Origin of the sequence: Bradyrhizobium sp. CCGUVB14, assembly GCF_024199935.1 — a bacterium.
GTDB lineage: Bacteria > Pseudomonadota > Alphaproteobacteria > Rhizobiales > Xanthobacteraceae > Bradyrhizobium.
The window spans coordinates 1,811,027-1,836,260 of sequence record NZ_JANADS010000001.1 but is presented as its reverse complement, the minus strand read 5'-3'; the positions used below and the strand labels follow the sequence as shown (position 1 = coordinate 1,836,260).

Genomic DNA, 25,234 nt, shown 5'->3' with positions numbered 1-25,234 from the left:
GTGCAGACGTGAAAGGAATCAGAGGCCACTCATGGGCGATCGCGCAGTTCGAGCATGCGAAGCGTCGCTTATGAATGGTTCGTGACGTGCGGCACTTAATTCAAGTTTCTGCTCGCGACGTGAGGCTTTACGCAATTTCGTTGCTGCGAACATCAACCGAAAGGATGCAGACCCTAGTTTCAAGGCGACGAGCGACCTTTTCGACCGGGCCCCGGTCGCTGGTTTCTAGGGCAGCCGTAATTCGACAGCCGTCCGCTATCATTCGAGCGATCCGAAGATCATGAACGCGTGTCTCATCAAGCAGGCGGGCGAGAGCAGCATGCATATCGCATGCCTGAAGCTCAATGGTAAACATGGGAGGCCTTTTTTCTTCGCAAGACCGCGCCCGGGTTTCGGAAGCGCGAGATTGGCACCCATGCGATAGGCCTCTTGCGTCATTTAGACCTGGATGGTTCGACGACCGCGTGCAGCGCGGATTTCCGGGCAGGAAGCGATAGGATTTGGAGAGAACGATTCCCCGAGTTCTGTCGCTCAATGTCCAGCTAGCTCAACAGCTGAACTCAATCTATATTTACGACAATCTTTCCGACTGCCTTTCGAGTGGCGAGCTGGGCGATGGCATTGCCCGCTTCTTCGAAGGGAAAGCGCTCCGAGATGGAAGGTCGCAGCTTGCCGGCCAGATACCACTCGAGTAACTCAACCGCGATGTGACTAAAACGGTCGACACCGCGATCAAGCCACGGCCCGAAGAACACGCCAACGATCTTGCAGCTCTTAAGTAAGGGAAGATTTAACGGAATCTGTGGGATACCTCCCGTAAATCCCACAACGAGGAAGCGACCATCCCAAGCTATCGCGCGCAGAGCCGCCTCTGAATAGCTTCCACCTACAACGTCACACACAACGTGAGCTCCGTCCGGAGCGCAAGCCGTTTTAAAGAGGTGTGCAAGATCTTTCTGAGACGATGCATCAGACAGCGCAGGTGGATACATCACCACTCGGTCTGCTCCGTGCTCCCGAGCTTTTCTCGCTTTCGCAGGTGAAGAAGCGGCTGCCACGACACGAGCCCCCATCACCCTTCCAATCTCAATTGTCGCAAGCCCAACTCCACCAGCGGCTCCAAGCACCAGGAGAGTTTCACCCTCTCTAAGGTCGCCCCGCTCTTTCAACGCGTAGTACGAAGTGCCGTAGGTCAAAAAGAACACGGAGGCTTCGTCAAACGGCATTTTGTCTGGTATTAGCGTACATCGGCTCGCGTTTATGGCAATTTTCTGCGCCATTGCGCCCCACCTCGAAAAACCCATGACGCGATCGCCTGGTTGAAGCGATGAAACGCCGTCACCTATCGCTTCGACTATGCCTGAGAATTCGCCCCCGGGAGAAAATGGTCGCTTTGGCTTGAACTGATATTTGTCTTCTATGATCAGTGCATCCGGAAAGTTTACTCCGCTGGCTTTGATGCGAACGACAATCTGGCCGACGCCAGCAGCCGGATCGTCGACCTCTTCTAGAACAAGAGTTTCGGGACCGCCTGCCGATTTGCTAATGATCGCTTTCATTTCTACTCCGTGCTATCGTACAAAGTGCCAGTTTAGATAAGCCCTCAACTTATGCCGCCAAATACGTGCGACACCTTAACCTTATTCCAGCATACAAGATTTGACTGGTAACCGTTCTGATTCAGACTTACTTTGCTTGTAGATCAATCTGGCTCCTCACCTCTTCGCCTGTTACCCAAACGAGCCAATCCTCATCCACGATGTGGTATTCTAACAGTCGCAATATGGATCCTCCGGGTTCACAATGCGCATATCCGTTTTGCGCAACAACACCCTTATCAATCCGCCAGCGCGGTGCCAGGGCACATAAGAAATCAGGAGCCCACATTGCAAAAGACACGCCGCGAGCGATCCCAGATGCGATCTGCGGTATGCCACGTCCTCTGAAGTCTTTGCGGACCCAAAGGTCGCCATGATAAGCAACGTTCCCTGTTATCTTCTTCGCGGCATGTGCCGTACAAACACAGCGGTCCGAAGCATGCGCATGCACGGTTGGTTCAGCATAAAAGGCTTTCAGCGACTGAAGATGTTCTGCAAGATTGCTGCGTGACAAATCATAGAGTCGAGCGGCCTCCAACAGAGCAACCTCATCATTCTTGTCGACGCCTTTGATCCAGTATCCGTCGCCTGGCTTGATTGGCGACCGATCTGGTCGGAAATTTGGATATGTCGGTCCCTTTGTTGAAGCGGAGCCAGTGATCCGGACGTACTCCCAAAAGTCGAATCCTATTGACAGCTTGATGCCTCTTTCAGCCGCTGCGGCATCATATGCATGAAGGAAGCGCGAAACTTGCAATTGATCGACCACGCATCTCATTCGCCACACCATTGTCTTTCGCCGATCGGTTTTCTATACGGCAAATTGCTGACAAGCTATCAGACCAAGTCCTGCAGAAGGGTCATCCCATGGCTGTTTACCCCAACTGTCCTGGGCGCTAAGCAACAGCTTCTTTTTATGCCTTCACGTAGACGCTCCAGCACCGACGGTGATTTCAATCGCTTTCGGGCCATCTTAAGTTAGCAAGATAGAGCTACGCACTCGACTGTTTCTTGATGGGCGATGAACGCACTCTCTTCTGTAAGATGGGTCGAGCTGGGTCGTATTGACCTAACGTTTTGGTGTTGCACGGAGAGTATCTCCAAAGCAGCCATATCTTCAGGTACAGGAAAGCCGGAATCAGCGAACCTACTAATGCTGGTGGTCTTTGATTTAAAGTAACCGGCATGAGGCACCCACCTCGCCAGCCTTCAGCTCGCCTGCAATACAGCTTGGCATGAGCTGATCGGTGGAGGTGGAGCGATGGCAAATGCCATGCTTGATGTCAGGCAGGAAGGTGACTCCTATCGTCGCGTCGAGGTGATCACTGGGGAACGCCGGCGGCGACGGTGGACTGGCGCGGAGAAGGCCCGGATCGTGGCAGAGAGCTTTGAGGAGGGTGCGAACATCTCCGAGGTGGCGCGGCGCAATGGCGTTTCCCGCGGGCTGCTCACGGTGTGGCGACGCCAGATTGCGTCGGCGGTAGCCGGCAAAGCCCAGAACTTCGTGCCGATCCAAATTGGTATCGAGAGCGATGGCGGGAGAGCTGGCGAGTCCGAGTGTATTTCGCCGGTACAGATGAAGCCCTTGGAGATTGCCGCGCCGCCGGCCAAGGTCTGTGGAGTGGTCGAGATCGAGATGAACGGGGCGCGCATCCGGGTCGAGCCGGGCGTGGAGCTGGCGACGCTTGCGACGGTGCTGGCCGCGCTTCGAGGGATCCGGCTTCAATCCGCGCAACAGGTACGGGTAGATCTTGTGGCCCGGTGCCGGCTTGCTGGTGTTCGGACGGCGATAGATCGCCTCGATCCCCATGCGCTTCATCAGCGTCGCGACGTGGCGGCGGCCAATCGTAAGCGCGCTTTTTGACGCACGGTGCAGCATCATCTCCTCGTCTGCGCAGGGCGGGGATTTTGATTGGTGGAGTGTCCCTGTTGGCTTTAAGGCGATCAGCCAGGGTTGACGGTCTCTGCGTGCTTGGCAAAGTTGAATGGCAACAGGTCTTCGATGTCGGCGTCGGGCGGACGCTGCGGCAGTTCAGCGAGCACGTGACATAGCCAGGCGTAGGGCTCAACGTCACAGGCCCGGCATGTCAGCACCAGGCTGTAGATCACCGCGCTGGCCTTTGCGCCGGCGACGGTGTCGCTGAACAACCAGTTTTTTCTTCCGGTCACAAAGGGTCTGATGTCGCGTTCGAGAACATTGTTGTCGATCGGCGCAAGGCCATCATTGGCGTAGCGGGCCAGATAATCCCATTGGTTGCGGGCATAGGCGATGGCCTTGCCGGTCAGGCTTTCGGGCAGCACGTTCGGCGCCTGATCGTCGAGCCAATTTTTGAACGCAGCCAGGACCGGGACGCTGTGCTGCTGGCGCAGCCGCAAGGCGTATTCGGCGCGCGTTTTGCCGTCGGGCGGCGTCTGGCGCGCCAGCCTCTCGACCTCATACAATGCCTCGAAGAACCTGAGTGCCTGCAACGAGAGGCCGCCGGGCTTCTTCATCGCCTTGAGCGCGTCGGTAAATTTCCTGCGCGCGTGCGCCATGCAGCCAAGATGAGTGACACCGGAGAGCGTGCGCCAGGCGTCATAGCCGTCGCTCATCAACAGGCCGCCCCAACTGGCCAGGAAGGCCTGTGGATGCTCCTGGCCGCGACCGGGCTGGTAATCGAACAACACGACTGGCTGGGCGCTGTCCTGGCCACTGCGGTAGACCCACATGTACGATTTGGTCTGCGCATCCCGCCCGTCCTCCTTGAGGACCTTGACCCACGTCTCGTCGCCATGGATCAGAGGCTGCGACCGGAGCGTTTGCTTCAGCGCATCATACACGCGTTGCAGGTGCAATTCGCTCGACCGGATCACCCAATTGGCCAGGGCGCCGCGGCCGACGCTGACGTTGGCGCGTGCCAGCGCGTCCGCCAGACGATACAGCGGCGTGCCGTCGACGTATTTGTTGGCCAGCACGAGCGCCAGCGTCGAAGCCGTGGCGACGCTGCCCGGCAATGGCTGCGCCGGCATCGGTGCGATCACGATCGGGGTGTTCAGCGCAGTGCGCTCGCAGTGACGGCACGCGTACTTGAACCGCACGTGCTGCAGCACTGTCGCCTTCACCTCGATATGCAGTTGTTCGGTGACGTTCTCGCCCATCCGGTGCATCCGATTCCGGCAGCACGGGCAGGCCTTCCGGTCCTCGGGCAGATCATGTTCGATACGCTGGCGCGGCAGATCCGCCGGCAGAGGCTTGCGGCCGCGCTTCTTCGGCGCGGGCGTCTCACCCTCCGGCCGCCCCGTATCCGGCACGACCGCCGGTTCGAGATCGTCCTGTTCCGCGCCTTCTTCGGCGGAAGCCTGTTCGGCTTCGTTGAAGATGCGATCCTTGAGCTTCTCGCTGCGTGGCGCGTAGCGATGCAGCCGCTCCAGCCGCAACTGCTCCTCAAGGTGCCTCACGCGCTGCGCGAGCTTCTCGTTCTCGGCCTTCAGCGCCGCGATCAAGGCTTCCAGTTCGTGCGTCGTGGGCTTGCGACTCATCGTAGTCTTGAATCGAAGTCATGCCGCCGCGTCAACCGGGCTCCCATGTCTTCGTCATGTCTTCGGCGGCGTCATCTGAGAACGGCCATGCCGAAGCCCGATGACGCCGCCCGCATCGAACACGCTCAGCCCACGCTCTGATATTGCCGCACCGGATGACGACGCATCGCCGCGATGTTGATGCCGTCAAGCAGCCAGTGCAGCTCCTCCATCGTCAGCGTCAGCACCGCCTCCTGACTTCGGGGCCAGTGGAATCTGTCGGCCTCCAGCCGCTTCAGCAGCATCCAAAATCCTGACCGATCATAAATCAGCAGCTTGATCCGGTCGCGGCGACGATTGCAGAACGCGAACACCGCGCGTTGGAACGGATCCAGCCCCATCGACTGCTCCACCACGATCGCCAGGCTGTTGATGCCCGCCCGGAAGTCAATCGGTTCGCGGTGAAGGTAGACCCGAAGATCAGACGCCAGTCGGAACATCGCAACGCCCCAGCGCTTCAATCACCGCCGACAGCAACTGCGCGTCGCCGCCTTCCAGCGAAAGCGTCACGCCGTTGGGCATCGATGCCGTCAGCCGCCCTGCACAGGATCGCTCCGTCGCGCAAACCGGAATAAAAGCTGGCGCAATCGGCGCCCGCGCCTCCGGCTGGTCATCCCCGTTCTGAAGTTGTCGCTTGGCCACCCACTTGCGCAGCAGGTTCGCGTTCACGCCGTGTTGCAACGCCAGCCCCGCCAGCGACACGCCAGGCTGCAGACAGGCCTCGACCAGTCGCTGTTTGCTGGCCGGATCATAGCGACGCCGGCCATTGCACAACACGCCGACCGTCTCAAGTCTCAAAGGTTCTTCTGGAGTTATCATCGATGGTGTCCACCTCGCTCATGGTGGACACCTCATCCCATCCCCGCGCTCAACTGCATAGGTGCGTAGAAAGGAGCGCTTACGGCCAATCTGCACGCCCTCACGCCGCAACAGCGATCGCAGCATGCGCGCCCCTGCGAAGGGATAATCGAGGTGCAACTCATCGAGCCGGCGCATCAAGGCAAGGTCCTCGGCCGAAACCGGCCGAGGCTCATAGTAGACCGTGCTGCGGGCAAGGTTCAGGACCTTTGCCTGGCGCACGACAGGCAGATCATGGTCGCGGTCGATCATCGCTTTGCGCTCAGCAGGCCCGCCTTGGTGAGCGCGCCGGACAAAAAATCGTTCTCCAACGCCAACTCGCCGATTTTGGCATGCAACGCCTTCAAATCGACCGGCGCCTCGGCCGGTCCCTTGTCCTGCCCAAACACGCCGGCGGCGCCTTCCAGGAGCTGGTTCTTCCAGGTCGTGATCTGGTTCGGATGGACATCAAACAGTTGCGCCAGTTCGGCCAACGTCTTCTCCCCCTTCACGGCCGCCAAAGCCACCTTCGCCTTGAATGCCGGAGAATGCGTCCGGCGACTCCTCTTCGTCATCTTCGCTCCTGATTCGCGGCGAGAATCCTCGCCGCTGTCAGGCAGAAAATCCACTCAAGCTACTGTCCGAATTTGCGGAGCCAGCTCTCAAGGGCGCTCATCTGGCCTTCCGAGAGCAGCATGACGAGCGGCTTGCCAATGTCGTTGCAGACGACGTGGAGTTTGGAATTCAACCCGCCTTTCGTGCGGCCGATGCAGCAGGAAAGAACCCCTTTTTTAGGAGGCTCGCGGCCGTTCGGTGCGCCTTCAGATGCGTGGAATCGATCATGATGCGCTCTGGCTTTGGTCCTTCCGCCGCCAGGGTGGCAAAGATCTGATTGAACACGCCGAGCCGGCTCCAGCGGATGAAGCGATTGTAGAGCGTCTTGTGGGGACCGTAGCCCTTCGGCGCGTCCTTCCACTGCAGACCGTTGCGAATGACATAGACGACGCCGCTGACAACGCGGCGGTCGTCGACCCTCGGCACGCCATGCGCCAACGGAAAACGCGGCGATATGCGCGCCATCTGGCGCGCGCTGAGCAGAAACAAATCACCCATCAAAGTCTCCGAATCAGGAGACCTTGAATCACGCATCAATCAAAATTAATAGGTCCTGAGCCTAGACCGACGACAATAACCTCCGTAGTAGGGGACCGCCCGGTAACCGTCCATTCGATCTGGCCGCCAGCGAAAGCCGTGTAAATCCAAAGGGCCACACCAAAGAGCATGGCGGCCGGCGACATTTTGCGGACGCACTCAAGCTACGTGATTGAACTGATTGAGGGGCCGCTTGAGACCAAGGTTCTCGCGCAATGTTTGTCCAGAGTATTTCGACCTGAATTTGCCTCGCTTACGCAATTCGGGCACAACGAGATCGATAAAATCCACTAGCCCGCCGGGAAGAGTCGCCGGCATCACGTTGAATCCGTCGGCCGCCTGTCCATCAAAAGCATCCACCATGACACTGACGACTTCATCCGGCGTTCCAACAATCATGAGATGACCCTTGCAGTCTGAAACCAAGCGGATCAGCTGTCTCCACGTGAGTTTGTCGCGTGCTGCTTGACCGAGAAGCAACTTGTGATAACTCTGCGTGATATTTGTTCGTGGTAAAGTCGTCGGAACCATAGAATCGAGATCGACAGATTTAAGGTCGGTGACGAACCCAAGCATTCGATCGGCCAATCCAATTTGCACGTCGATATGGGTATTTGATTGCAATCTTTGAAGCTTGTCAGACGCCTCTTGCTTGGTCCTCCCAATGATCGGGACAATACCTGGCATGACTAGCAACTGATCGTCCTGTCGCCTGGCTGCACGTGCTCTCTCTTTGAGGGACGCGTAAAACCGCTTGCCGGCCTCGAAGGATGGCTCGGCCGTGAAGACAACCTCAGCGAATTCTGCGGCAAAGCGTATTCCGGCATCAGATGCTCCAGCCTGAACCAACACAGGATAACCTTGCAGCGGCCTTTCTATGTTCAGCGGACCTCTCACTGATAGATAGTTCCCTCGGTAGTTAAGCAAATGCAGCTTTGTGGTGTCAGCGAATATTCCTGTTTTCTTGTCGCGAAGGAAGGCGCCGTCTCCCCACGAATCCCAAAGCCCTTTCATAACCTCTACAAATTCTCTAGCTCGAGCATAGCGCATATCATGGTCTGGAAGCTCGCTTTCGCCGAAATTTGGAGCCTCTAATGAAGATCCAGAGGTGACCATGTTCCAAGCCGCCCGTCCTTGCGATAAGTGGTCAAGCGACGCGAACATGCGCGCAAGATGATAGGGCTGGTGGTACGTGGTCGTTGCAGTCCCGACAAGTCCGATATATTGCGTTAGCGACGAAAGCGCCGACAACAGCGTGATCGGCTCAAACCCGTCGTTCCGGCTTACACGTGCAATGTGCGCGTGATCTCGCTCTATTACACTGGGACTATCATCGAGGAAGACGAAGTGAAATGCGGCACCTTCGGCAAGTTTGGCGAGGTGAGCATAATGGTCAATGTCGATTCCGCCATTAGCGGGCACATTAGGATCGCGCCACGCCCCTTCATGAAATCCCACCCTCCGCAGAAACAATCCGAGCTTCATTTCGTCTTTGCGCCACATGCCACACCTCCTTGTTTCGACTGCAGATCTCGCATTCCGTACAGCGGGTGATCAGCGTTCGTTGATATTAAACAACCGGTCGAGCTTAGTGCCCACAGTTTTCGTTGTAAGATGACCCCGTGGCTGAATTGTTCGAAGACGTCCGCTGGACGTATCTTTGCCCGCAGTTTACGGTTCACTTCGAGTAGACGGATGAATCGGCTCCAGATCGGCACGCGACTAGGCGACTACCCAAGAGGCGCTATGTTGCATACTGAATTTCTACCGATGTCAGTCCGGTCCGTTTGTCAATCTATCCCGATAGGTGACACAGCACGCACGCGCAGCTCAACTACCGGCGTCGATAGTTGACCGGGGGCAGATCTGTTGCCTTTCGGGGCAAGTCAACGGTCTCGACCAAATGAAGCCGCCGCGCTTCTCTCGCCGATTTAGTGGCTCCGCCGCCGGCCGCCGGTCCACTGAGCCGCGTCCCCCACTTCATTTCCAATGAGAATGGCATCTGCCATAGACCGTGTCCGGCCCACTACCCGAATGCGCACCTCCGGCGGTTCGGCTTGGGTGTCGCCGCACAAGGGCGCCCCCGACATACCGCGTTGACGCCGACCATATTCAATCGAAGCTCATCCAACTGCACTCCGATTATCTTCAAGCGCTCTTCGACGATATCCAGCGCTAGCTGCGCGCGTGCCCTTGCGCTCCGTCCAGCATAGGAGAGTTGGCCCTCGCGACAAAGCTATGCTGAGCCGGGCAGGGCAAATATTGCGCCAAATCGTTTAATTGGAAAGTTTCCGCGTGGCTTATGGTACTCATACGACGAAGACCGCCTGATTGACGCATGCGCGCGGGCACGGCGAGCTCTATGATGGTGTTGCGTGAAGGTCAGGCAGCCTGATGATCGGCGGGCGTGTCGGCTTGGCGCAGGAGCTTCCATTCCCAAGGCAGCAGTTCGTGCAGACACGATGAGGGAAGATCCGCGATACGGGCAAGGACGTCGGCGAGCCAGGCCTTGGGGTCGACGTCGTTGAGGCGACAGGTCGTGATCATCGTCAGCATGATGGCGGCCCGGTCGGCGCCGCGCTGGCTGCCGGCGAAGGTCCAGTTGCGCCTTCCCAGGGCGATGCCTCTCAATGCGCGCTCGGCACAATTGTTGGTCAAGCAGATCCTGCCATCGTCGAGGAAGCGGGCGAAGTCGTCCCAGCGCCGGAGCATGTAGTTGATTGGCTTCAGGACCTCAGAGGAGCGCGAGAGGGTTTCGCGCTCACGCAGCAACAAAGCGTGCATGTCCTCGAGAAGCGGCTTGCTCTTGTCCTGGCGCACGGCGCGCCGCTCGTCGGCGCCGCAGCCGTTGATGGCGCGCTCGACCTCGAACAACGCATCGAGGCGTTTGACCGCCTCCAGCGCGATCGGAGAGACCGGTTTGCCCTTCTTCCCTTCCCGAGCATTTTTCTCGATATCAGCCAGCTCGAAGAAGCCCCGCCGCGCATGGGCAAAGCAATACGCCGGCGTAATCGGCTGCGCCTTCTTCCGCGGGTCGAACAGCGGCTCGAAGCCGTTGTAGCAGTCCGCCTGGAGGATTCCGCTGAACCGGGCCAGGTGTTTTTGCGGATGCTCGCCTCGTCGGTCGCTCGAGGCGTAATAGACCGCCGCCGGCGGCGCAGGGCCGGCGAAGGGCTGGTCATCCCGCACATAAGTCCAGATCCGGCCGGTCGTGCACTTGCCCTTCGCCAGGATGCGGATGGTGGTGTCGTCGCCATGAAGGCGATCGGCAGCGAGCACATGGCGTTCGATCAAGTGGAAGAGCGGCATGACGGCAAAGGTCCCGTGGCCGACCTGGTCGGCCAGCGTCGACAACGGTAGGTCAATCCCCTCGCACTTGAAGCGCGCACTCTGGCGGTTGAGCGGGATATGCATGCCGAACTTGTCGAACAGGATCGTCGCCAGCAATTGTGGGCCGATGAAGCCGCGGGGCGTGGCATGGAACGGCGCGGGCGGCTGGCTGATCTTCTCGCAATCGCGGCAGGTGAACTTCTCGCGTACCGTCTCGATCAGCTTGAACCGGCGCGGGATCTCCTCCAGCGTCTTGGTCACATCCTCACCGATCTTCGCCAGCCGCGATCCACCGCAGCAGGTACAGGTCGTTGGAGCCTCAATAACGACGCGCTCGCGTTCGATGTCGTCCGGCCATGGCTTGCGCACCGGCCGCTTGCGCATGAAGGGGCGGACGTTCTGCGTCTTCGCCGCTGCGGCCTGCGCGGCAAGCTCATCCTCGCTCGCCGTGGTGACGAGTTCTTCGAGTTCCAACTCCAGCTGCTCAAGCAGCCGTGCCGTGCGCTCGGAACGCTGCCCGTACAGTTCGCGTTTGAGCTTCTCGATTCGCAGCTCGAGATGCGCGATCAGCGCCTCGTTGTCTGATAGCTCCGCCCGCGCACTAGCAGCCACCGCCTCGGCTTGCAGCCGCGCCTCACGCTCGGCCTGCAGCGCCGCCAGGGCACTGACAAGGTCCGATGGAAGTTCGTCCGGCTTCGATATCATGAAGCCATTGAATCAGATCAAGCAGCAGATTCAAACCGTAAAACAGCTATCCGACCCGCGTCGGACGCTGGGTTTCTTGTGGATTGCGCCAATCGATCCCGGACAACAGATAGCTCAACTGCGCCGGCGAGATCGTTACCGATTCACCGGCAACAGATGGCCAAATGAACCTTCCTCTCTCGAGTCTTTTGGTAAACAGGCATGCGCCCTGGCCATCGTGCCAGATCATCTTCACAAGATCGCTGCGGCGACCGCGGAAGACGAACAGATGACCGCCGAGCGGGTCTTTGCGCAGCACCTCCTGCACTTGGAGCGCCAACGACGGAAAGCCTCTGCGCATATCCGTGTAGCCTGTTGCGAGCCACACTCGCGCACCTGTCGGAACCGGGATCATCGGCGCACCAGAGCATCGAGAACTCGACGCAGCGCGTCTCCATCAACCTCGCCATCGACCCGGATGCGGTGTCCGCTACCAAGATCAATCTCGATGATCCCCTGGCTCCTTCGTCGACGCGCCGGTGCCGTCGTCAAAGGCGCTTCGGCCACATCCCGGGGCGGCACAGACGGCCCAATCTCGACCGGCACTAACGGTGCTATACTCGCATCATTGTGCTTGCAAAGCTCTTTGCGCCACTTGAACAGCTGGCTCACATGAAGGCCGGCCATGCGAGCCACCTCGGAAACAGTGGCTCCGGGCTCGAGCGATGCTGCAACTAGCCGTTCCTTCTCATCCTGCGACCACCGCCGCCGCCGCTCGACCGATGTGATCACCTCTGCCCGCGAAATCGTCATAGCGCTTCTCCTAGGATTACCCCTAGGACCTGCAGCGTTCGCATCCGTCAAACAAGGCGGCCCTCAACGGAGGAATACGGCTTATGCGCAGATTAAGCGGCCTCAATGGAGATACGCGCACGTTGTTCATCGACTAATTCGTGTTGACAAAATGATCAATGAGAGTGTGCGTTCAACGCCCTCGATCATGCCAATTTCGTCGACAAGTTGGTCAAGCTCCGAGATCGACGGCGCTTCGACAACCGCGATCAGGTCGAATGATCCGCTGACCGAGTGCAGCGATTTGACGGCATGGATGCTTTGGAATGAAGCGCACACCTCCGCTAAAACCTTCGGCGCAAGTGTGATCATGACATGGGCTCTTGCCAGGCTGGACGAATAGGCCTCCGACAGTCTCAGACCATATCCGGCGATAACGCCTTCCCGCTCCAGGCGCTCAAGTCTAGTCTGAACCGTCGTCCTGGACAAACCCATCTCCTTGGCAAGCCTCGCGATCGACGCACGCGCATTTTCGCCGAGCAGATCCAGCAGTACTCGATCCTTGTCCGTGATATTCATCTCTCGTCCTAATTTTCTGACAACGAAGTACGGCAATATGACTAAAATGGTGAGATAAAAAGCGCAATACGCCACTATTAAGCGGCGGTGCTCTCCGTCAGATTGCGAGAAATCCAATTCTCGAGATTAGGGGCGACACAAATGAAGGATGTACTGGTCATAGGCGCAGGTAAGATCGGCAGCGCCGTCGCTTTGATGCTTGCTGATGCCGGCGATTACAACGTGGTCATCACGGATCGTGATCAGGCACAGCTTGCGAAGCTCGACAAGCATCCTGCGATTTCCGGGAAGGCTGTTGACATCAACGACAAGGCGGCGTTGGTCGGCTTGCTCCGCGGCAAATTTGCCGTTTTGTCGGCTGCACCGTTCAGTTTTACGGGTAAGGTCGCCGAGGCGGCGCTGGAGGCCTCGGTACATTATCTCGATCTGACGGAAGACGTGGCGACGTCGAAGAAGGTTGAAGAGCTCGCCAAGGGCGCAAATGTCGCCTTCATCCCCCAGTGTGGCTTGGCTCCCGGCTTTATCTCGATCGTTGCCAATGATCTTGCAAAGCGCTTTGACACGCTCGACAGTTTGCGCTTGCGCGTCGGGGCGCTGCCACAGTTTCCGTCGAACGCACTAAACTACAATCTTACCTGGAGCACCGATGGACTGATCAACGAATACATCGAGCCATGCGAAGCGATTGCAGAGGGGAAGTTCGTCACGGTCCCAGCAATGGAAGAACGTGAAGAATTTTCGTTGGATGGTATCACCTATGAGGCGTTCAACACCTCTGGCGGACTTGGCACTCTCGCAAAGACACTTGAGGGCCGCGTTCGTACGATGAATTATCGCACGATCCGCTATCTCGGCCATCAGGCGATCATCAAGGCACTTCTGAACGACCTGAATCTCAAGAATCGCCGTGACGTGCTAAAGGACCTGTTAGAAAATGCACTGCCTGCCACCGTGCAGGATGTTGTCGTGATTTTTGTCACGGTCTGTGGCTGGAAGGCTGGTCGCTATATGCAGGAAACCTATGCCAATAAGGTCTATCCCGGCATCGTCGCGGGCAAGACAATGAGCGCTATCCAGATCACGACCACAGCCGGTATCACAGCGGTTCTTGACCTTCTTGCTTCTGGTAAGCTTCCACAGAAGGGGTTCGTCCGTCAGGAGGAAGTCGCACTCACTCAATTCCTCAGCAATCGTTTTGGTCGGGTTTACGACCCAGAGGGCCTTCGTCCGAAGCAGCCGGTCTAACCCGTCTTATTCATCAGCGGATTGTTGAGAGGCTGGCGAGCGTGGCGTAAGCCGCTGAGGTAGCGTAGGATTCGGTTGCTGACACCCACCCTCCGCGCATCCGGGCCGCCACACTCGCCATGACCGACAATACGAGTCTGCCGTTCTCATTTCCAGCCGTTTCCCGCAAGAAGATCACAGCCGCGTTTGACGGCGGCAGGCTGACGTCGGATGACCGCTTCATGGGCTGTCTTCTTAGGACGGTATCCAAACGAGCCCGGTTGAAAGTCGGCCTCGAAGATCGGCTCCAAGATGAGCTTGAGCGCGCCTTGCACCACCCGATCCCGGATCGCAGGAATCGAAAGGACGCGGACCTTGCCCCCGTCCTTCGGTATTTCCTGCCGCCGAGCCGGTAACGGCTTATAGGTGCGCCTCACGAGTTCGTCCCTGATCTGCTCGAGGAAAACCTCTACACCGTGCGCCTCGATGGCCTCGAAGGTGATCCCGTCAACGCCGGGCGCGCCATCGTTTTCTTCGGCCAACGCATACGCCTCGCGTAGCGTTTCCATCTTGCAAACATGCACGTACAAACCCCAGAAACGCCAGGACGTCTCAGCCTTCGCCTTGACGTATAGTCTCCGCCTCAGGTCCTGCAAATCGATGGACGCCTTTGTCATCTCGTCCTTGCCTTCCCGATTGAAAGAGACATTCCAGACAGTTGGGCCCCTTTGCTCCGCGGGCGTTACCCCACTTCATCGCTCATACGGACCCATCCGTCACCCTCTCGCCTTCGACCGATTTCCCGGTTTAGCCGGTTATACGATCTACCTTGCTCCGGTGATTTCGCACCGGGGCGAGGAGGGCTTCGCCAGTTGCTCGGTGTGTCCTTGTCGCCGTGCTGTCGCTTCCACCCCGCCGAAGTCAAGGTGCCGCATCGGTCAGATTTCGGCACCCCATGCTGCCTTCGCCCTATGGAAGCGGGCTCGGCCTTCGGATTCACTCTTTTTCGAGGCCACATTGCGTTTACTTTCGTTACGGCCCGGCGACTCGTAGCCTCCCCAAGGGAGACCTTGTCGATAAGCTTCAGGACTTTGGTTTCCCGCCGCCCTGCTATCCAAACTACGGGGCGCCTGACTTTTGCCCCGGCAGGCTTACCTCCTGCTGAACACACCAGCCTTCACTGGTCGCACTTCCTTACCAAAGCCTGGATCAAGGTCACGCCGCCTCCATGCCGGACGCCGATTGAGCAGTAGACAGGCTCCCCTCAATCTTTATTCGCGGGACAGAAGTCTGGGTCCCGGTTTCGACGTCGTTTGATACGTTTCGACACGTCATCAGCGGTTTACTTCCGTTCGTCTCCTTGAACCTCACCTGACGGAGTCTTGCTCCGCCTTTTCCATCGACGTTCACCACAATGGCTCTTGACCAATGCAGCTCGTGGCGGTTTGAAGCCTGCTCCTGCAAGCCGACTTCGAGGGGCCTACCCCCATCTCCGATAAAGCATCGCCACCGTTCATATTTCGAACAGTGACGTTCACAGCACACGACTTCCTCGTATTTGATCGTGCGCCAGAGCCGCTCGACGAACACGTTGTCACGCCAGGCGCCCTTGCCATCCATGCTGATAGCGATCTTGGCGTCCATCAGCACGCTGGTGAAGTCGACGCTCGTGAACTGGCTGCCCTGATCCGTGTTGAAGATCTCGGGCCTGCCGTGCTTCGTCAACGCCTCCTGGAGCGCTTCGACGCAGCTGCCTCCATCGTGATCGATACGCGATGGGCCAGGACCCGTCGGCTGAACACATCAACGACCGCCGCGAGGTAGACGAAGCCACGCCGCATCGGAATGTAGGTGATGTCCATCGACCACGCCTGGTCGGCCCGTTCGATCTTCAATCCGCGCAACAGGTACGGGTAGATCTTGTGGCCCGGTGCCGGCTTGCTGGTGTTCGGACGGCGATAGATCGCCTCGATCCCCATGCGCTTCATCAGCGTCGCGACGTGGCGGCGGCCAATCTGCACGCCCTCACGCCGCAACAGCGATCGCAGCATGCGCGCCCCTGCGAAGGGATAATCGAGGTGCAACTCATCGAGCCGGCGCATCAAGGCAAGGTCCTCGGCCGAAACCGGCCGAGGCTCATAGTAGACCGTGCTGCGGGCAAGGTTCAGGACCTTTGCCTGGCGCACGACAGGCAGATCATGGTCGCGGTCGATCATCGCTTTGCGCTCAGCAGGCCCGCCTTGGTGAGCGCGCCGGACAAAAAATCGTTCTCCAACGCCAACTCGCCGATTTTGGCATGCAACGCCTTCAAATCGACCGGCGCCTCGGCCGGTCCCTTGTCCTGCCCAAACACGCCGGCGGCGCCTTCCAGGAGCTGGTTCTTCCAGGTCGTGATCTGGTTCGGATGGACATCAAACAGTTGCGCCAGTTCGGCCAACGTCTTCTCCCCCTTCACGGCCGCCAAAGCCACCTTCGCCTTGAATGCCGGAGAATGCGTCCGGCGACTCCTCTTCGTCATCTTCGCTCCTGATTCGCGGCGAGAATCCTCGCCGCTGTCAGGCAGAAAATCCACTCAAGCTACTGTCCGAATTTGCGGAGCCAGCTCTTTCCACACTGACATGTGATAAGGGAGCCTTCGCTCCCGAGAGAATCAGCGCATTGTCGTCATCGAAGAATCCTTGACCACTCGCTGACCTCTGCAACGGGATGTTTCCATTCGCTCCTCCGGCCGCCGCGATCATTTTCACAGCAAACGCCCTCGTTCAGAGATTAGAAAAGGTCCGGTGCAGACGCGATTTGGCATGCGGCAGTGGTGTGTTCGTCGGGGTCAAATGGATACTTTTGAGCGTTGTCTGACGGCTATGTTTGAGCTGACGATATTTCTCCTGCGCAATCGTTGGATAAGGCGCGCAAAAGCTGCTCAGTCGGACGATAAAACGCTCGATGCGAACGCAATCAGAAGTCTAGCTTGCTAGTCGGATCGCAGATGTCAAATCGTGACGGGCACCTGACGCCGCCTTTACATTTTCAGTTGCGATGACCGCGATGTCTGTCGTGATCGCCGCAAGCATTCGCACAACTGAGGGTAAGCTGGCGCCGAGCGCTTGACAGGAGAACATTGGTGATACGGAACGCGATCATCCTGGGTGGCGGCATGGTAGGTGTCAGCACGGCGCTGCACCTTAAGCGCCGCGGCTGGTCAGTCACGCTAGTCGATCGCAAGGAGCCGGGTCAGGAGACGAGCTATGGCAATACCGGGATCATTCAGAGCGAGGCCGTTCGTCCGTACCCGATGCCACGCGACCCTGCCTCGCTGGCGAAGATCGCGACCGGCCGCAGCAATGACGTGCGCTATCGCCTGGCGTCGTTGCCACAGCATGTCGAGCCCATACTGCGCTACTGGTGGAATTCCGCACCCAAACGTCATCGCGAACTGAGCGTCGCGTGGGCTCGCCTGATCGCCTATGCCGCGCCAGAGCACGATATCCTGATTCGCGAGGCCCATGCCGACAATCTCGTCCGCCGCGCCGGCTACCGCCTTCTATATCGCCACCCGAAGGCGTTTGAGGTTGCGATTGCAGCGGCGGAAGAGAACCGGCGCGATTTTGGCACGCAGTTTCGTGTTTTGACCGGCAGCGAGCTCGCGAAGACCGAGCCGCTGTCGCGGGACGATCTCCCCGGCGCGATCCACTGGCTCGAGCCCTGGACCGTGTCGGATCCCGGCGGTCTGGTGTCGGCCTATGCAAGACTGTTCGAGCGCTCGGGCGGCCGCATCTTGAGCGGCGACGCGCGGACGCTCAAACGGACCTCCGCCGGCTGGTCGGTCGACACGGACGAAGGCCGCATCGACGCAGCGTCGGTCGTAGTTGCGCTCGGGCCATGGTCTCCCGATCTCTTACAACCGTTCGGCTATCGCATTCCGCTGGTGCGCAAGCGCGGCTACCACATGCACTATCAAGGGAGTACCTCGCTCGATCTGCCGCTGATTGATACGGCGAGAGGCTGCGCGATGGCGCCAATGGCAAAGGGAATCCGCATCACCACCGGCGCCGAACTGACGAGCCCTGATGCACCTGCAACGCCGATCCAGCTCCGCCATGCAGAGGCTGCGGCGCGCGAGCTGCTCGATCTTGGCACGCGTGTCGAACCAGAGCCCTGGTTCGGCACAAGACCCTGCACACCCGACATGTTGCCGGTGCTCGGGGTCGCACCTCGCCATCGCGGTCTCTGGATGAATTTCGGCCATGGCCACCAGGGTTTTACGCTGGGACCCGCGACCGGCCGGCTGCTCGCCGAAATCATGAGCGGCGAGGCGCCTGCGGTTGATGCGGTGCCCTATCGGCCGGATCGCTTCTAGATGACACCCGCGCAACCAGTCGCCGCGGTCCTCGGCGATACGCGCAAGCTCGCGGGATACCAAACCCGCGGCACGCTGGGACGTCAGCGGGCCAATTACAACGACGCGCGACCACACTCGCAGCTTGGATTGAAGACCCGAGTTCGCCTTTCATCACCGCCGAGATCTGGTGCTGCGCTATGGCGAGGGCTCCGAGCCACCTCCTGTCGCCCACCGACCAAACGGCAAATCCAACACCCGCGGGCGAACTCAGGACTGGATAAAATTGGGGGACAAAATCCTAGCAACTGTCCGATAGATGTCTTTGGCACAGGGCTGCCGCGGCGACGCTGACGTTCAGTGTCTGCTAGAGAGCCGACGAGGCAGTCGCCGGTCCTCACAATCACTGCTGGTTTCAAAAAGGATCGTAAGTTATGCCAAATGACCTTCTCTCAACCCCGTGCGAGATCAGTCAGGCTGAAGCCCTTGCGTTTGAATCAGAAGCAAAAGCAGCCCTGGAAAAAGCCGAGTCATCCGGTGACTGGGATTATCCGCGCTCAGATGCTGCCACCGATTCTGCAGAGATGATAGCTGCTGACTGGGCATACTGGCTCTACAAACTCGCAAGGCCCACCGTAAGGGCAGAGAGAAATGTGCAGGAAGTCCTATTCTCGCAGGACAAATCTGTTGTGAGATTACCGAATGAGTTTGAAACGGAAGCAACGGTGACCATTGGGGCGGCGGGAGATTTGATGCCGCTAAATGGTATAGAATTGTCCAAAGATATGCTTTTCGAAAGTGTTGCGGACATCCTCTTCGATGTCGACATCTCTTTGGCGAATTTGGAAGCGCCTGTGACGCAAAGCAGCATAAAGGGTTCTGTAATTTCGGGGCAAGGTCCGCAGAACCCATTTATTTTGCAGAACTCGGTAGCTCAGTTTTCCACTCTGGTGGGACACCGAGGGAAATATTTTACGGCCCTTAACTTCGCCAATAATCACACGTTTGACCTAGGGATAGAAGGCCTCGAGACCACCCAAAAGCTTCTTGCCCAGAACGGAATCACAATCATCGGTACTCCCAGAAACCCGAAAGAATATGGACGGCCGATAATCCTCACCAGAGAAGGAGTCAAAATCGGCTTCATATCAGCGACGTTTGGGCTCAATGGCCGCCATCCACCCTCGAATGAGGCTTATCGTATCCATACAGCCAAGCTTATGTCCAAAGACGTTCCGACAGACTTGGAATTACTCAATAGGCAAATCGATGATTGCAAGAAGCAATATTGTGATTTCATTGTGGCTTCAATTCACTGGGGATTCGAATTCGAGTTTTTCCCGCGAAGCAGACAAATCGAGGCCGCTCACAAACTGGTTGAAGAAGGAGTAGATTTAATTTGGGGTCATCATCCTCACGTTATTCAACCTCTTGAGTATTACCGCACAAAGAGAGATCCAAACCGCATCGCGGTCATTGCGTATTCGTTAGGAGGTCTGACGTTCGATGAATGGGATGCCGCTCCACATCTGCTTTTAGGTCTGATCGTGAATTTGAAGTTGGCGAAGGGGTTTATCGGCAGTGCGAGCCGCACCTACATCGAAAACATAAATCCTATCCCGGTGTTCCAGAATAGCTTTTGGCGAGGTGACGCAAGGCTATTGCGTATTGAAAAGCTTGAGGATCATCAAAATGGACGCGGCGAACATGGATCACGTGATCGTATGAAGCATATTGATCAAATCAAAGAATATGCCGATCTCGTTCTGATGAAATCGATCACTTAACGAGGCCAGGTGCTTAAGGGGCTGGCGCTTGCCACAGCATGCGCCGCTTCCGTTGGTCGATATAGCCCGATCCGGTCCTTCAAGGGTGGTGGCAGTATTGCGGGCGCTTCTATCCAACGGAGCTGTGGAAGCTGTTCACGTACTTCGACCAACGTCTCGGAGCCTGGCTCCGACGGAAGTACAAGCCGCTCAAAAGGCACCGGGACGGAGCTTGCGGCGCCTGAACGGCATCGCGAAGCGCAACCCCTCGCTCTTCGTCCACTGGGCGCGCCTTGGTCACGCAACGGTTAACAAGAGCCGAATGATGCGAGAATATCACGTCCGGTTCTGTGAGGGGCTGAGGGTGAAACTCCCTCGGCCCACTCTACAGTTCTTCACCGGCGAAGATTTCTTCGAGCACGCCTTCCCGCACGAGCGCTTGGACCTGAGCCACTGGCGCAAGCGGCTCGGCGACAAGCTGGAGCTCTTGCTGGCCGAGAGCCTGCGGGTGGCACACGAGGCCGACGCGCTACGCGGCCAGGACCTCAGGCGCGTCACGGTCGACACCACGGTGCAACCTAAGGCCATCAGCTTCCCGACCGATGCCAAGCTGCTTCATGCGGCCATCAAGGGGCTTATCCGAACAAGCTTCTTCCTGGCGCAGCGAGCAAGCGAATGCGCTGCTGTTCGCTCCTAGCGAGAAAGTGCCGCCAGGGTACGAGGTCACAACACCCCAATGACGTGCGAGGTACCAGCGGAGGAGGCCGGGCGCTACGAAACCCCGGCCATTTCCGCACCCGGCCTCCTCCTCAACTCAAGCCAGGAGCAAAATAAATGAGGCAACCGATCGCACCCGGGAGCATCAGTACATGAGGCAAGACGGTGGCCTAAACCGCCAGAACCGTGTCGCGCTCGATGACGACAACGATCGCGTTCCGATGGACGGCATCGCCGGGCTTGACGTGGACCGCAGTCGCGGTGCCATCCACCTCGCTTACAATGCGGAGCTCCATCTTCATGGATTCCATGATGATCGCCGCGTCGCCTGCTTTCACGCGCGCGCCGACGTCGACGTTAACCTTAAGCACCACGCCCGTCATCGGAGCACGTAGTTCGCCGCTAGCCTCCAGAGCCCTTTGGTGGCATCTTAGATGGGGAACTATGTATAAGGCGTGAGCCCGACGAGCATCATGAACGTAGATTGCGCTCTCTCTCGGAAATATTCGCACGATATCTCGGCGTGAATTTATCGCGGCTACGAATTTGTGGTCACCGAGCGCCGACAGTTTCACTGCAACCTTGGCCTCATTTACGCCAATCAACATCCAGTTGTCGGCTTGCATCGGTGCGAAGCGTATCGCCGCGCGCTTTCCTGCGCTCTCGAGATACAGGATGGGGATCGGCGCCATTCCGTCGTCGTCCGACGCCATGTGCCAGCCAGTAAGCTCCCTGGACAACCATGGTCCTTTGGACTCCGTCTCCCGTTGAAGCATCATCCAGAAATAGCCTGCCATCGCGAGCGTATCAGTGTGGCTATCGTGGACACCATTCGATCCATAGATCTGGTCATCAAGGAGACGCGTATGGAACGTGGCGTTCCTCGTCTCAGGTAGCGCGATTAACCGTTCGAGGAATTCTCTGTTGGTTGTGACACCGAAGATCGACGTCTCATTAAGCGCACGCCCAAGCCGATCTAGTGCCTCATCGCGAGTGTCGGCATGCGCAATGAGTTTAGCTAGCATGGAATCGTAGTAAGGCGTAACGATTGAACCGCTTTCGACACCGCTTTCGACGCGTATATCACCAGCGGGAAAGCTGACGTGCGCAAGCTCTCCGGTGCATGGCATGAAGCCGTGGTTCGGGTCTTCCGCGCAGATGCGAGCCTCTATCGCATGCCCGCGGCATGTCACCGTTCTTTGCGCAATAGACAAGTCGTCACCGGCTGCGATGTGAAGCATGAGCTCGACGATGTCCTTACCGGTAACCATTTCAGTCACGGTATGCTCAACCTGAATCCGTGGGTTGACTTCGAGGAAATAGTACTCTGCGCCGATGACGAGGAACTCGACGGTGCCGACACTCCGGTACTTGAGCCCGCGGCCGAGCTGAACGGCATCCTCAAGCATGCGGTCGCGAAGCCTAGATGCAAGGTTCGGAGCCGGCGCCTCCTCGATCAGCTTCTGATGGCGGCGCTGGAGAGAACATTCGCGCTCGAACAGATGGATCACGTTTCCGTTGCCATCTCCGACGATCTGCACCTCGATGTGCCGGCCGCCCTGAATCAGCTTTTCGACAATCAGGTAGGCGTTGCCGAAGGCATTCTCGGCTTCTCGCATCGCTGACCCGATTTCCTCGCGAAGACTATCAATAGATGAGATGACCCGCATGCCCTTGCCGCCGCCACCGGCTGCAGCCTTCAGCATTACCGGCAGTCCGAGCTGGCGGACTGCGTCTTCGATTTCGGTGAGATCTTCGCTGGGAGCCTGGCAGCCGGGCACAGTGGGAAGGCCGGCCGCAATGGCCTCGCGTTTCGCAGACGCCTTGTCGCCTAGGCGTTTGATATTGTCCGGCGTAGGTCCGATGAACACGAGGCCGGCCCCTTCGACCGCCTGAGCGAACGCAGTGTTCTCGGCCAGGAAGCCAAAACCCGGATGAATGGCTTCGGCACCGGTGGTCCTGGCGGCGGCGATCACAGTATTGATTCGTAGGTAACTTTCTGAAGCCGGGGCGGCCCCTATCTCGATTGATTCGCCAATGGTTTTGACATGCAAGGCGTTGGCATCCGCAGCGGAATGGACACCGGCCACCGCGACGCCCAGACGGCGGCAGCTTCGCGCGATGCGGCAGGCGATTTCACCCCGATTGGCGATCAGTATCTTTTTGAACACGCTCGAACCTCCTGCGCCTACATTCGCAACACGCCGAAGTTGGTGTGCCGATGCGGAATGCGGCCCGCCAGATCGAGCAGCAGCGCCATCACCTGGCGGGTTTCAAGCGGGTCGATCACCATGTCGCACCATGTATTGCGCGCGAAGTTGTATGCATTGGCGAAGTCTTCAAATGCGCGCCGAGTAGGGGCCATATAGGCCTCACGTTCAGCGCTCGTCCAGGTTGTTCCCTCACGCCTGTGAACCTTATCCCTGACCATCACGAGCGTCGTGGCAGCCTGATCGGCACCCATAAGTGCGGAACGGGCATGCGGCCACATCATCATGGCATTCGGCCGGAACGCGCGGCCGCACATTGCGAAGTATCCAGCGCCGTAAGCGTTGCCAATTACCAGCGTGTACTTCGGCACGTTGGCGCTGGCCATTGCAGTGATCATCTTTGCTCCATTTTTGGTGATGCCGCCCTCCTCGGCCTCGCGGCCGACCATAAAGCCGGTGACGTCGGCCATGAACAGCATCGGAATGGCCCGCTTACAGCAGAGGTCGATGAAGTGCGTCGCCTTCAATGCGCTCTCAGAGAACAGTACGCCATTGTTACAGAGGACACCGATCTCGAAGCCCATGATCCGCGCGAAGCCGGTCACTAGAGTTTCGCCATAGAGCGGCTTGATTTCGTGGAACTCGCTGCCGTCGACCAGTCGGGCGAGGATGTCGCGGTTTTTGGTGGGAACGAAAGGGTCTGAGCTGATCAGGCCGTAGATTTCCGCCGGGTCGAACAGCGGTTCGCGTACGGGGGCCACTGTCCACCTTTGCAAGGGCAGCTCGCCCAGATTGGCCACGATTTCGCGCGTGATGGCGATTGCGTGCGCATCATTCTCGGCAAGGTGATCGGTTACGCCGCTAATGCTACTGTGCATCTCGCCGCCGCCGAGCGCTTCGCTTCCGACCTCCTCGCGCGTCGCCGCGTAGACGAGCTGCGGACCTCCCAGAAACATGGCGCCCTGGTTTCGGATGATAACCGTCTCGTCGCAGAGTGCAGCGATGTAGGCGCCCCCCGCAGTGGAGGGGCCGTGCACAACCGCGATCTGCGGAATGCCTTCGGCGGACATTCTGATCTGGTTGTAGAAGATCGAGCCGAACTGGCCCTCATCGGGGAAAATGTTGGGCTGGTCGGGCAGGTTGGCACCTCCCGACTGGACCAGAGTTACGCAGGGAAGGCGTTGCTCCCAGGCGAAGCGTTGAGCGCGGACGTGCTTCTTGCATGTGATGCCGTAATAGGTTCCTCCCTTTATAGTGGGCTCGTTGACGATGATCATACAGGGGCGTCCCGAGATCATTCCGACCCCGCTGATGATGCTGCCGCCGCCCGGCACGCCGTCGTACATACCTTCACCGGCAAGCTGGCAGAATTCGAGGAAAGGTGATCCGGGATCGATCAAGGCCACGATGCGCTCGCGCGGCAAGAGCTGATCTCGCTCCTTGTGAAGCCTGCGCGTCCGTTCGGGTCCGCCGATTGCGGCCGCGGCGCGACGTCGGCGAAGATCGGAGATGCGATCAGTGTAGGCGTCGCGATTGCGGCTGTATTCCTTGCTCGAAGTGGCAACGTTTGATTTCATAATTGGCATTCAGAAGATCCTTTCACCTGGACGAGATTTCGCTTTCGATGATCTTGCCGAATGTGAGAGCTTGATGTCGTGGGCTCCTGAGAAATGCGGCGACCCGAGATCATGTCGCAGGCACTTATCGGCAGACTACGACCTCGATCTAGAATCATCATGGTGTCCAGTTCAGTGGCTATTATGGATCCGAAATGTCCGCCGTAAGGAGGAATCGCGATTCGGGCCCTAATCGAGAGACTCTCGAAGATCTTTATCGCTTAAGAGCGTAGATCGACCCATAACGCGATCAAGCACTTTAGTGAGCGCCAATCGGCGCTGTCGCTGAGTGAACTCGATCGACCATCGTTGAGCGAACTGATCACTTGAAGTTCTCCGATATTTGTGGAGCCGCCCCGATATAGCCAGCGGCTACGAAGCCGCCTATGAAATGCCTATATTCTCGTAGCATTCAACTACCAATTCAAGAAATTGATTTTCGATCTCAGATGCAAATCATTTGGTTGATGATCAAGCGTGACCAAGGCGCGAAGGGTCGGCATGCAATGGAAATCAGGGGCCCTCCTTGTCGCCGTCGGCCTGGGCCTTTCCCGCGTGCTGAGCAGGGAGTGGCCTCCTGATTTGTTGCATCGAAATACGAACGCTCATCTCTCGCGATTGCTGACCGAGTCTGTAGTCATGGCCCACCCTGGAACATGAACTGAATGCGACGATACAGCAGCAAAGGGGCCATCTTATCCGGAGAGAATGCCGGCAGCTCAAAGTGAGAAACACGATGATTTTTTTTGGTTCAATCGTTGGACCATATGCACAGTGCTTTTTGCGGCGAGGTGGGTCCCTCCCGCTTCTCCTACCTATCCCTCGCCATAACTAA

The 25,234-nt window shown here is 58.2% G+C and carries 17 protein-coding genes and 6 pseudogenes; 6 read left to right on the top strand and 17 right to left on the bottom strand.

What is annotated here, in order from left to right; all coding sequences use genetic code 11:
- Window positions 1-560: 560 nt before the first annotated feature.
- On the bottom strand, window positions 561-1,559 hold the full coding sequence (locus NLM32_RS08580) for an NADPH:quinone oxidoreductase family protein (protein ID WP_254128678.1): 999 nt from the start codon (window positions 1,557-1,559) through the stop codon (window positions 561-563).
- A gap of 127 nt (window positions 1,560-1,686) precedes the next feature.
- Window positions 1,687-2,367 carry a hypothetical protein gene (locus NLM32_RS08575; protein WP_254128677.1) on the bottom strand — a complete coding sequence of 227 codons (681 nt, stop codon included), beginning with the start codon at window positions 2,365-2,367 and terminating at the stop codon, window positions 1,687-1,689.
- Between the two features lie 492 nt (window positions 2,368-2,859).
- Between NLM32_RS08575 and NLM32_RS08570 the strand changes: the two are divergent.
- Window positions 2,860-3,060, top strand: a pseudogene (locus tag NLM32_RS08570) (transposase); the annotation flags it as partial.
- Window positions 3,061-3,318: 258 nt separating this feature from the next.
- On the opposite strand, the pseudogene NLM32_RS08565 reads toward NLM32_RS08570, so the two are convergent.
- The 11 genes and pseudogenes from NLM32_RS08565 to NLM32_RS08515 form a co-directional block, all read right to left on the bottom strand.
- Window positions 3,319-3,444, bottom strand: a pseudogene (locus NLM32_RS08565) (IS3 family transposase); the annotation flags it as partial.
- A gap of 98 nt (window positions 3,445-3,542) precedes the next feature.
- Window positions 3,543-5,117 carry an IS66 family transposase gene (locus NLM32_RS08560; RefSeq protein WP_254128657.1) on the bottom strand — a complete coding sequence of 525 codons (1,575 nt, stop codon included), beginning with the start codon at window positions 5,115-5,117 and terminating at the stop codon, window positions 3,543-3,545.
- 125 nt (window positions 5,118-5,242) lie between these two features.
- Entirely contained in the window at window positions 5,243-5,596 is a 354-nt protein-coding gene (gene tnpB, locus NLM32_RS08555) for an IS66 family insertion sequence element accessory protein TnpB (protein ID WP_027584880.1), read from the bottom strand.
- Entirely contained in the window at window positions 5,577-5,975 is a 399-nt protein-coding gene (locus tag NLM32_RS08550; protein ID WP_254128299.1) for a transposase, read from the bottom strand. Before NLM32_RS08550 ends, tnpB (NLM32_RS08555) begins: the two co-directional genes overlap by 20 nt.
- A 78-nt stretch (window positions 5,976-6,053) precedes the next feature.
- Window positions 6,054-6,568, bottom strand: a pseudogene (locus tag NLM32_RS08545) (transposase); the annotation flags it as partial.
- Window positions 6,569-6,663: 95 nt separating this feature from the next.
- Window positions 6,664-7,106: pseudogene (locus NLM32_RS08540) on the bottom strand (IS5 family transposase); the annotation flags it as partial.
- Window positions 7,107-7,304: 198 nt separating this feature from the next.
- Window positions 7,305-8,648 (bottom strand): LLM class flavin-dependent oxidoreductase, encoded by a 1,344-nt coding sequence (locus NLM32_RS08535; RefSeq protein WP_254128676.1) that lies wholly within the window; start codon window positions 8,646-8,648, stop codon window positions 7,305-7,307.
- An 879-nt stretch (window positions 8,649-9,527) separates the two neighbouring features.
- Window positions 9,528-11,180: an IS66 family transposase gene (locus NLM32_RS08530; protein WP_254128656.1), complete on the bottom strand. Its 1,653-nt coding sequence runs from the start codon at window positions 11,178-11,180 to the stop codon at window positions 9,528-9,530.
- Window positions 11,181-11,226: 46 nt separating this feature from the next.
- The gene (tnpB, locus tag NLM32_RS08525) at window positions 11,227-11,574 is read right to left on the bottom strand and encodes an IS66 family insertion sequence element accessory protein TnpB (RefSeq protein ID WP_254128655.1); all 348 of its coding nucleotides are present in this window, start codon (window positions 11,572-11,574) and stop codon (window positions 11,227-11,229) included.
- Window positions 11,571-11,972, bottom strand: coding sequence for a transposase (locus NLM32_RS08520; protein ID WP_254128654.1), 402 nt, complete (start codon window positions 11,970-11,972; stop codon window positions 11,571-11,573). The genes tnpB (NLM32_RS08525) and NLM32_RS08520 overlap by 4 nt, the downstream gene beginning before the upstream one ends.
- Before the next feature lie 126 nt (window positions 11,973-12,098).
- Window positions 12,099-12,530 carry an Lrp/AsnC family transcriptional regulator gene (locus NLM32_RS08515; protein WP_254128675.1) on the bottom strand — a complete coding sequence of 144 codons (432 nt, stop codon included), beginning with the start codon at window positions 12,528-12,530 and terminating at the stop codon, window positions 12,099-12,101.
- A 111-nt stretch (window positions 12,531-12,641) separates the two neighbouring features.
- On the opposite strand from NLM32_RS08515, the gene NLM32_RS08510 reads away from it, so the two are divergent.
- Window positions 12,642-13,775, top strand: a complete 1,134-nt coding sequence (locus NLM32_RS08510) for a saccharopine dehydrogenase family protein (RefSeq protein WP_309144879.1) — start codon at window positions 12,642-12,644, stop codon at window positions 13,773-13,775.
- A 146-nt stretch (window positions 13,776-13,921) separates the two neighbouring features.
- On the opposite strand, the gene NLM32_RS46290 is transcribed toward NLM32_RS08510, so the two are convergent.
- Together NLM32_RS46290 and NLM32_RS08495 are read right to left on the bottom strand one after the other, a co-directional pair.
- A complete protein-coding gene (locus tag NLM32_RS46290) occupies window positions 13,922-14,431 on the bottom strand; it encodes a hypothetical protein (RefSeq protein ID WP_375143664.1) in 510 nt (169 codons plus the stop codon).
- An 868-nt stretch (window positions 14,432-15,299) separates the two neighbouring features.
- Window positions 15,300-16,272 (bottom strand): annotated as a pseudogene (locus NLM32_RS08495) (IS3 family transposase); the annotation flags it as partial.
- Between the two features lie 606 nt (window positions 16,273-16,878).
- On the opposite strand from NLM32_RS08495, the gene NLM32_RS08490 reads away from it, so the two are divergent.
- The 4 genes and pseudogenes from NLM32_RS08490 to NLM32_RS08475 form a co-directional block, all read left to right on the top strand.
- Complete coding sequence (locus NLM32_RS08490; RefSeq protein WP_254135255.1) at window positions 16,879-18,111, top strand: FAD-dependent oxidoreductase; 1,233 nt, start codon at window positions 16,879-16,881, stop codon at window positions 18,109-18,111.
- 413 nt (window positions 18,112-18,524) lie between these two features.
- Complete coding sequence (locus NLM32_RS08485) at window positions 18,525-19,877, top strand: CapA family protein (protein ID WP_254128673.1); 1,353 nt, start codon at window positions 18,525-18,527, stop codon at window positions 19,875-19,877.
- Window positions 19,878-19,999: 122 nt separating this feature from the next.
- On the top strand, window positions 20,000-20,101 hold the full coding sequence (locus NLM32_RS08480) for a hypothetical protein (RefSeq protein ID WP_309144878.1): 102 nt from the start codon (window positions 20,000-20,002) through the stop codon (window positions 20,099-20,101).
- Between the two features lie 134 nt (window positions 20,102-20,235).
- A pseudogene (locus tag NLM32_RS08475) lies at window positions 20,236-20,499 on the top strand (IS5/IS1182 family transposase); the annotation flags it as partial.
- A gap of 244 nt (window positions 20,500-20,743) precedes the next feature.
- On the opposite strand, the gene NLM32_RS08470 reads toward NLM32_RS08475, so the two are convergent.
- A complete protein-coding gene (locus tag NLM32_RS08470; RefSeq protein ID WP_254128672.1) occupies window positions 20,744-22,744 on the bottom strand; it encodes a biotin carboxylase N-terminal domain-containing protein in 2,001 nt (666 codons plus the stop codon).
- A 17-nt stretch (window positions 22,745-22,761) separates the two neighbouring features.
- Window positions 22,762-24,369, bottom strand: coding sequence for a carboxyl transferase domain-containing protein (locus NLM32_RS08465; RefSeq protein WP_254128671.1), 1,608 nt, complete (start codon window positions 24,367-24,369; stop codon window positions 22,762-22,764).
- Window positions 24,370-25,234: the final 865 nt, after the last annotated feature.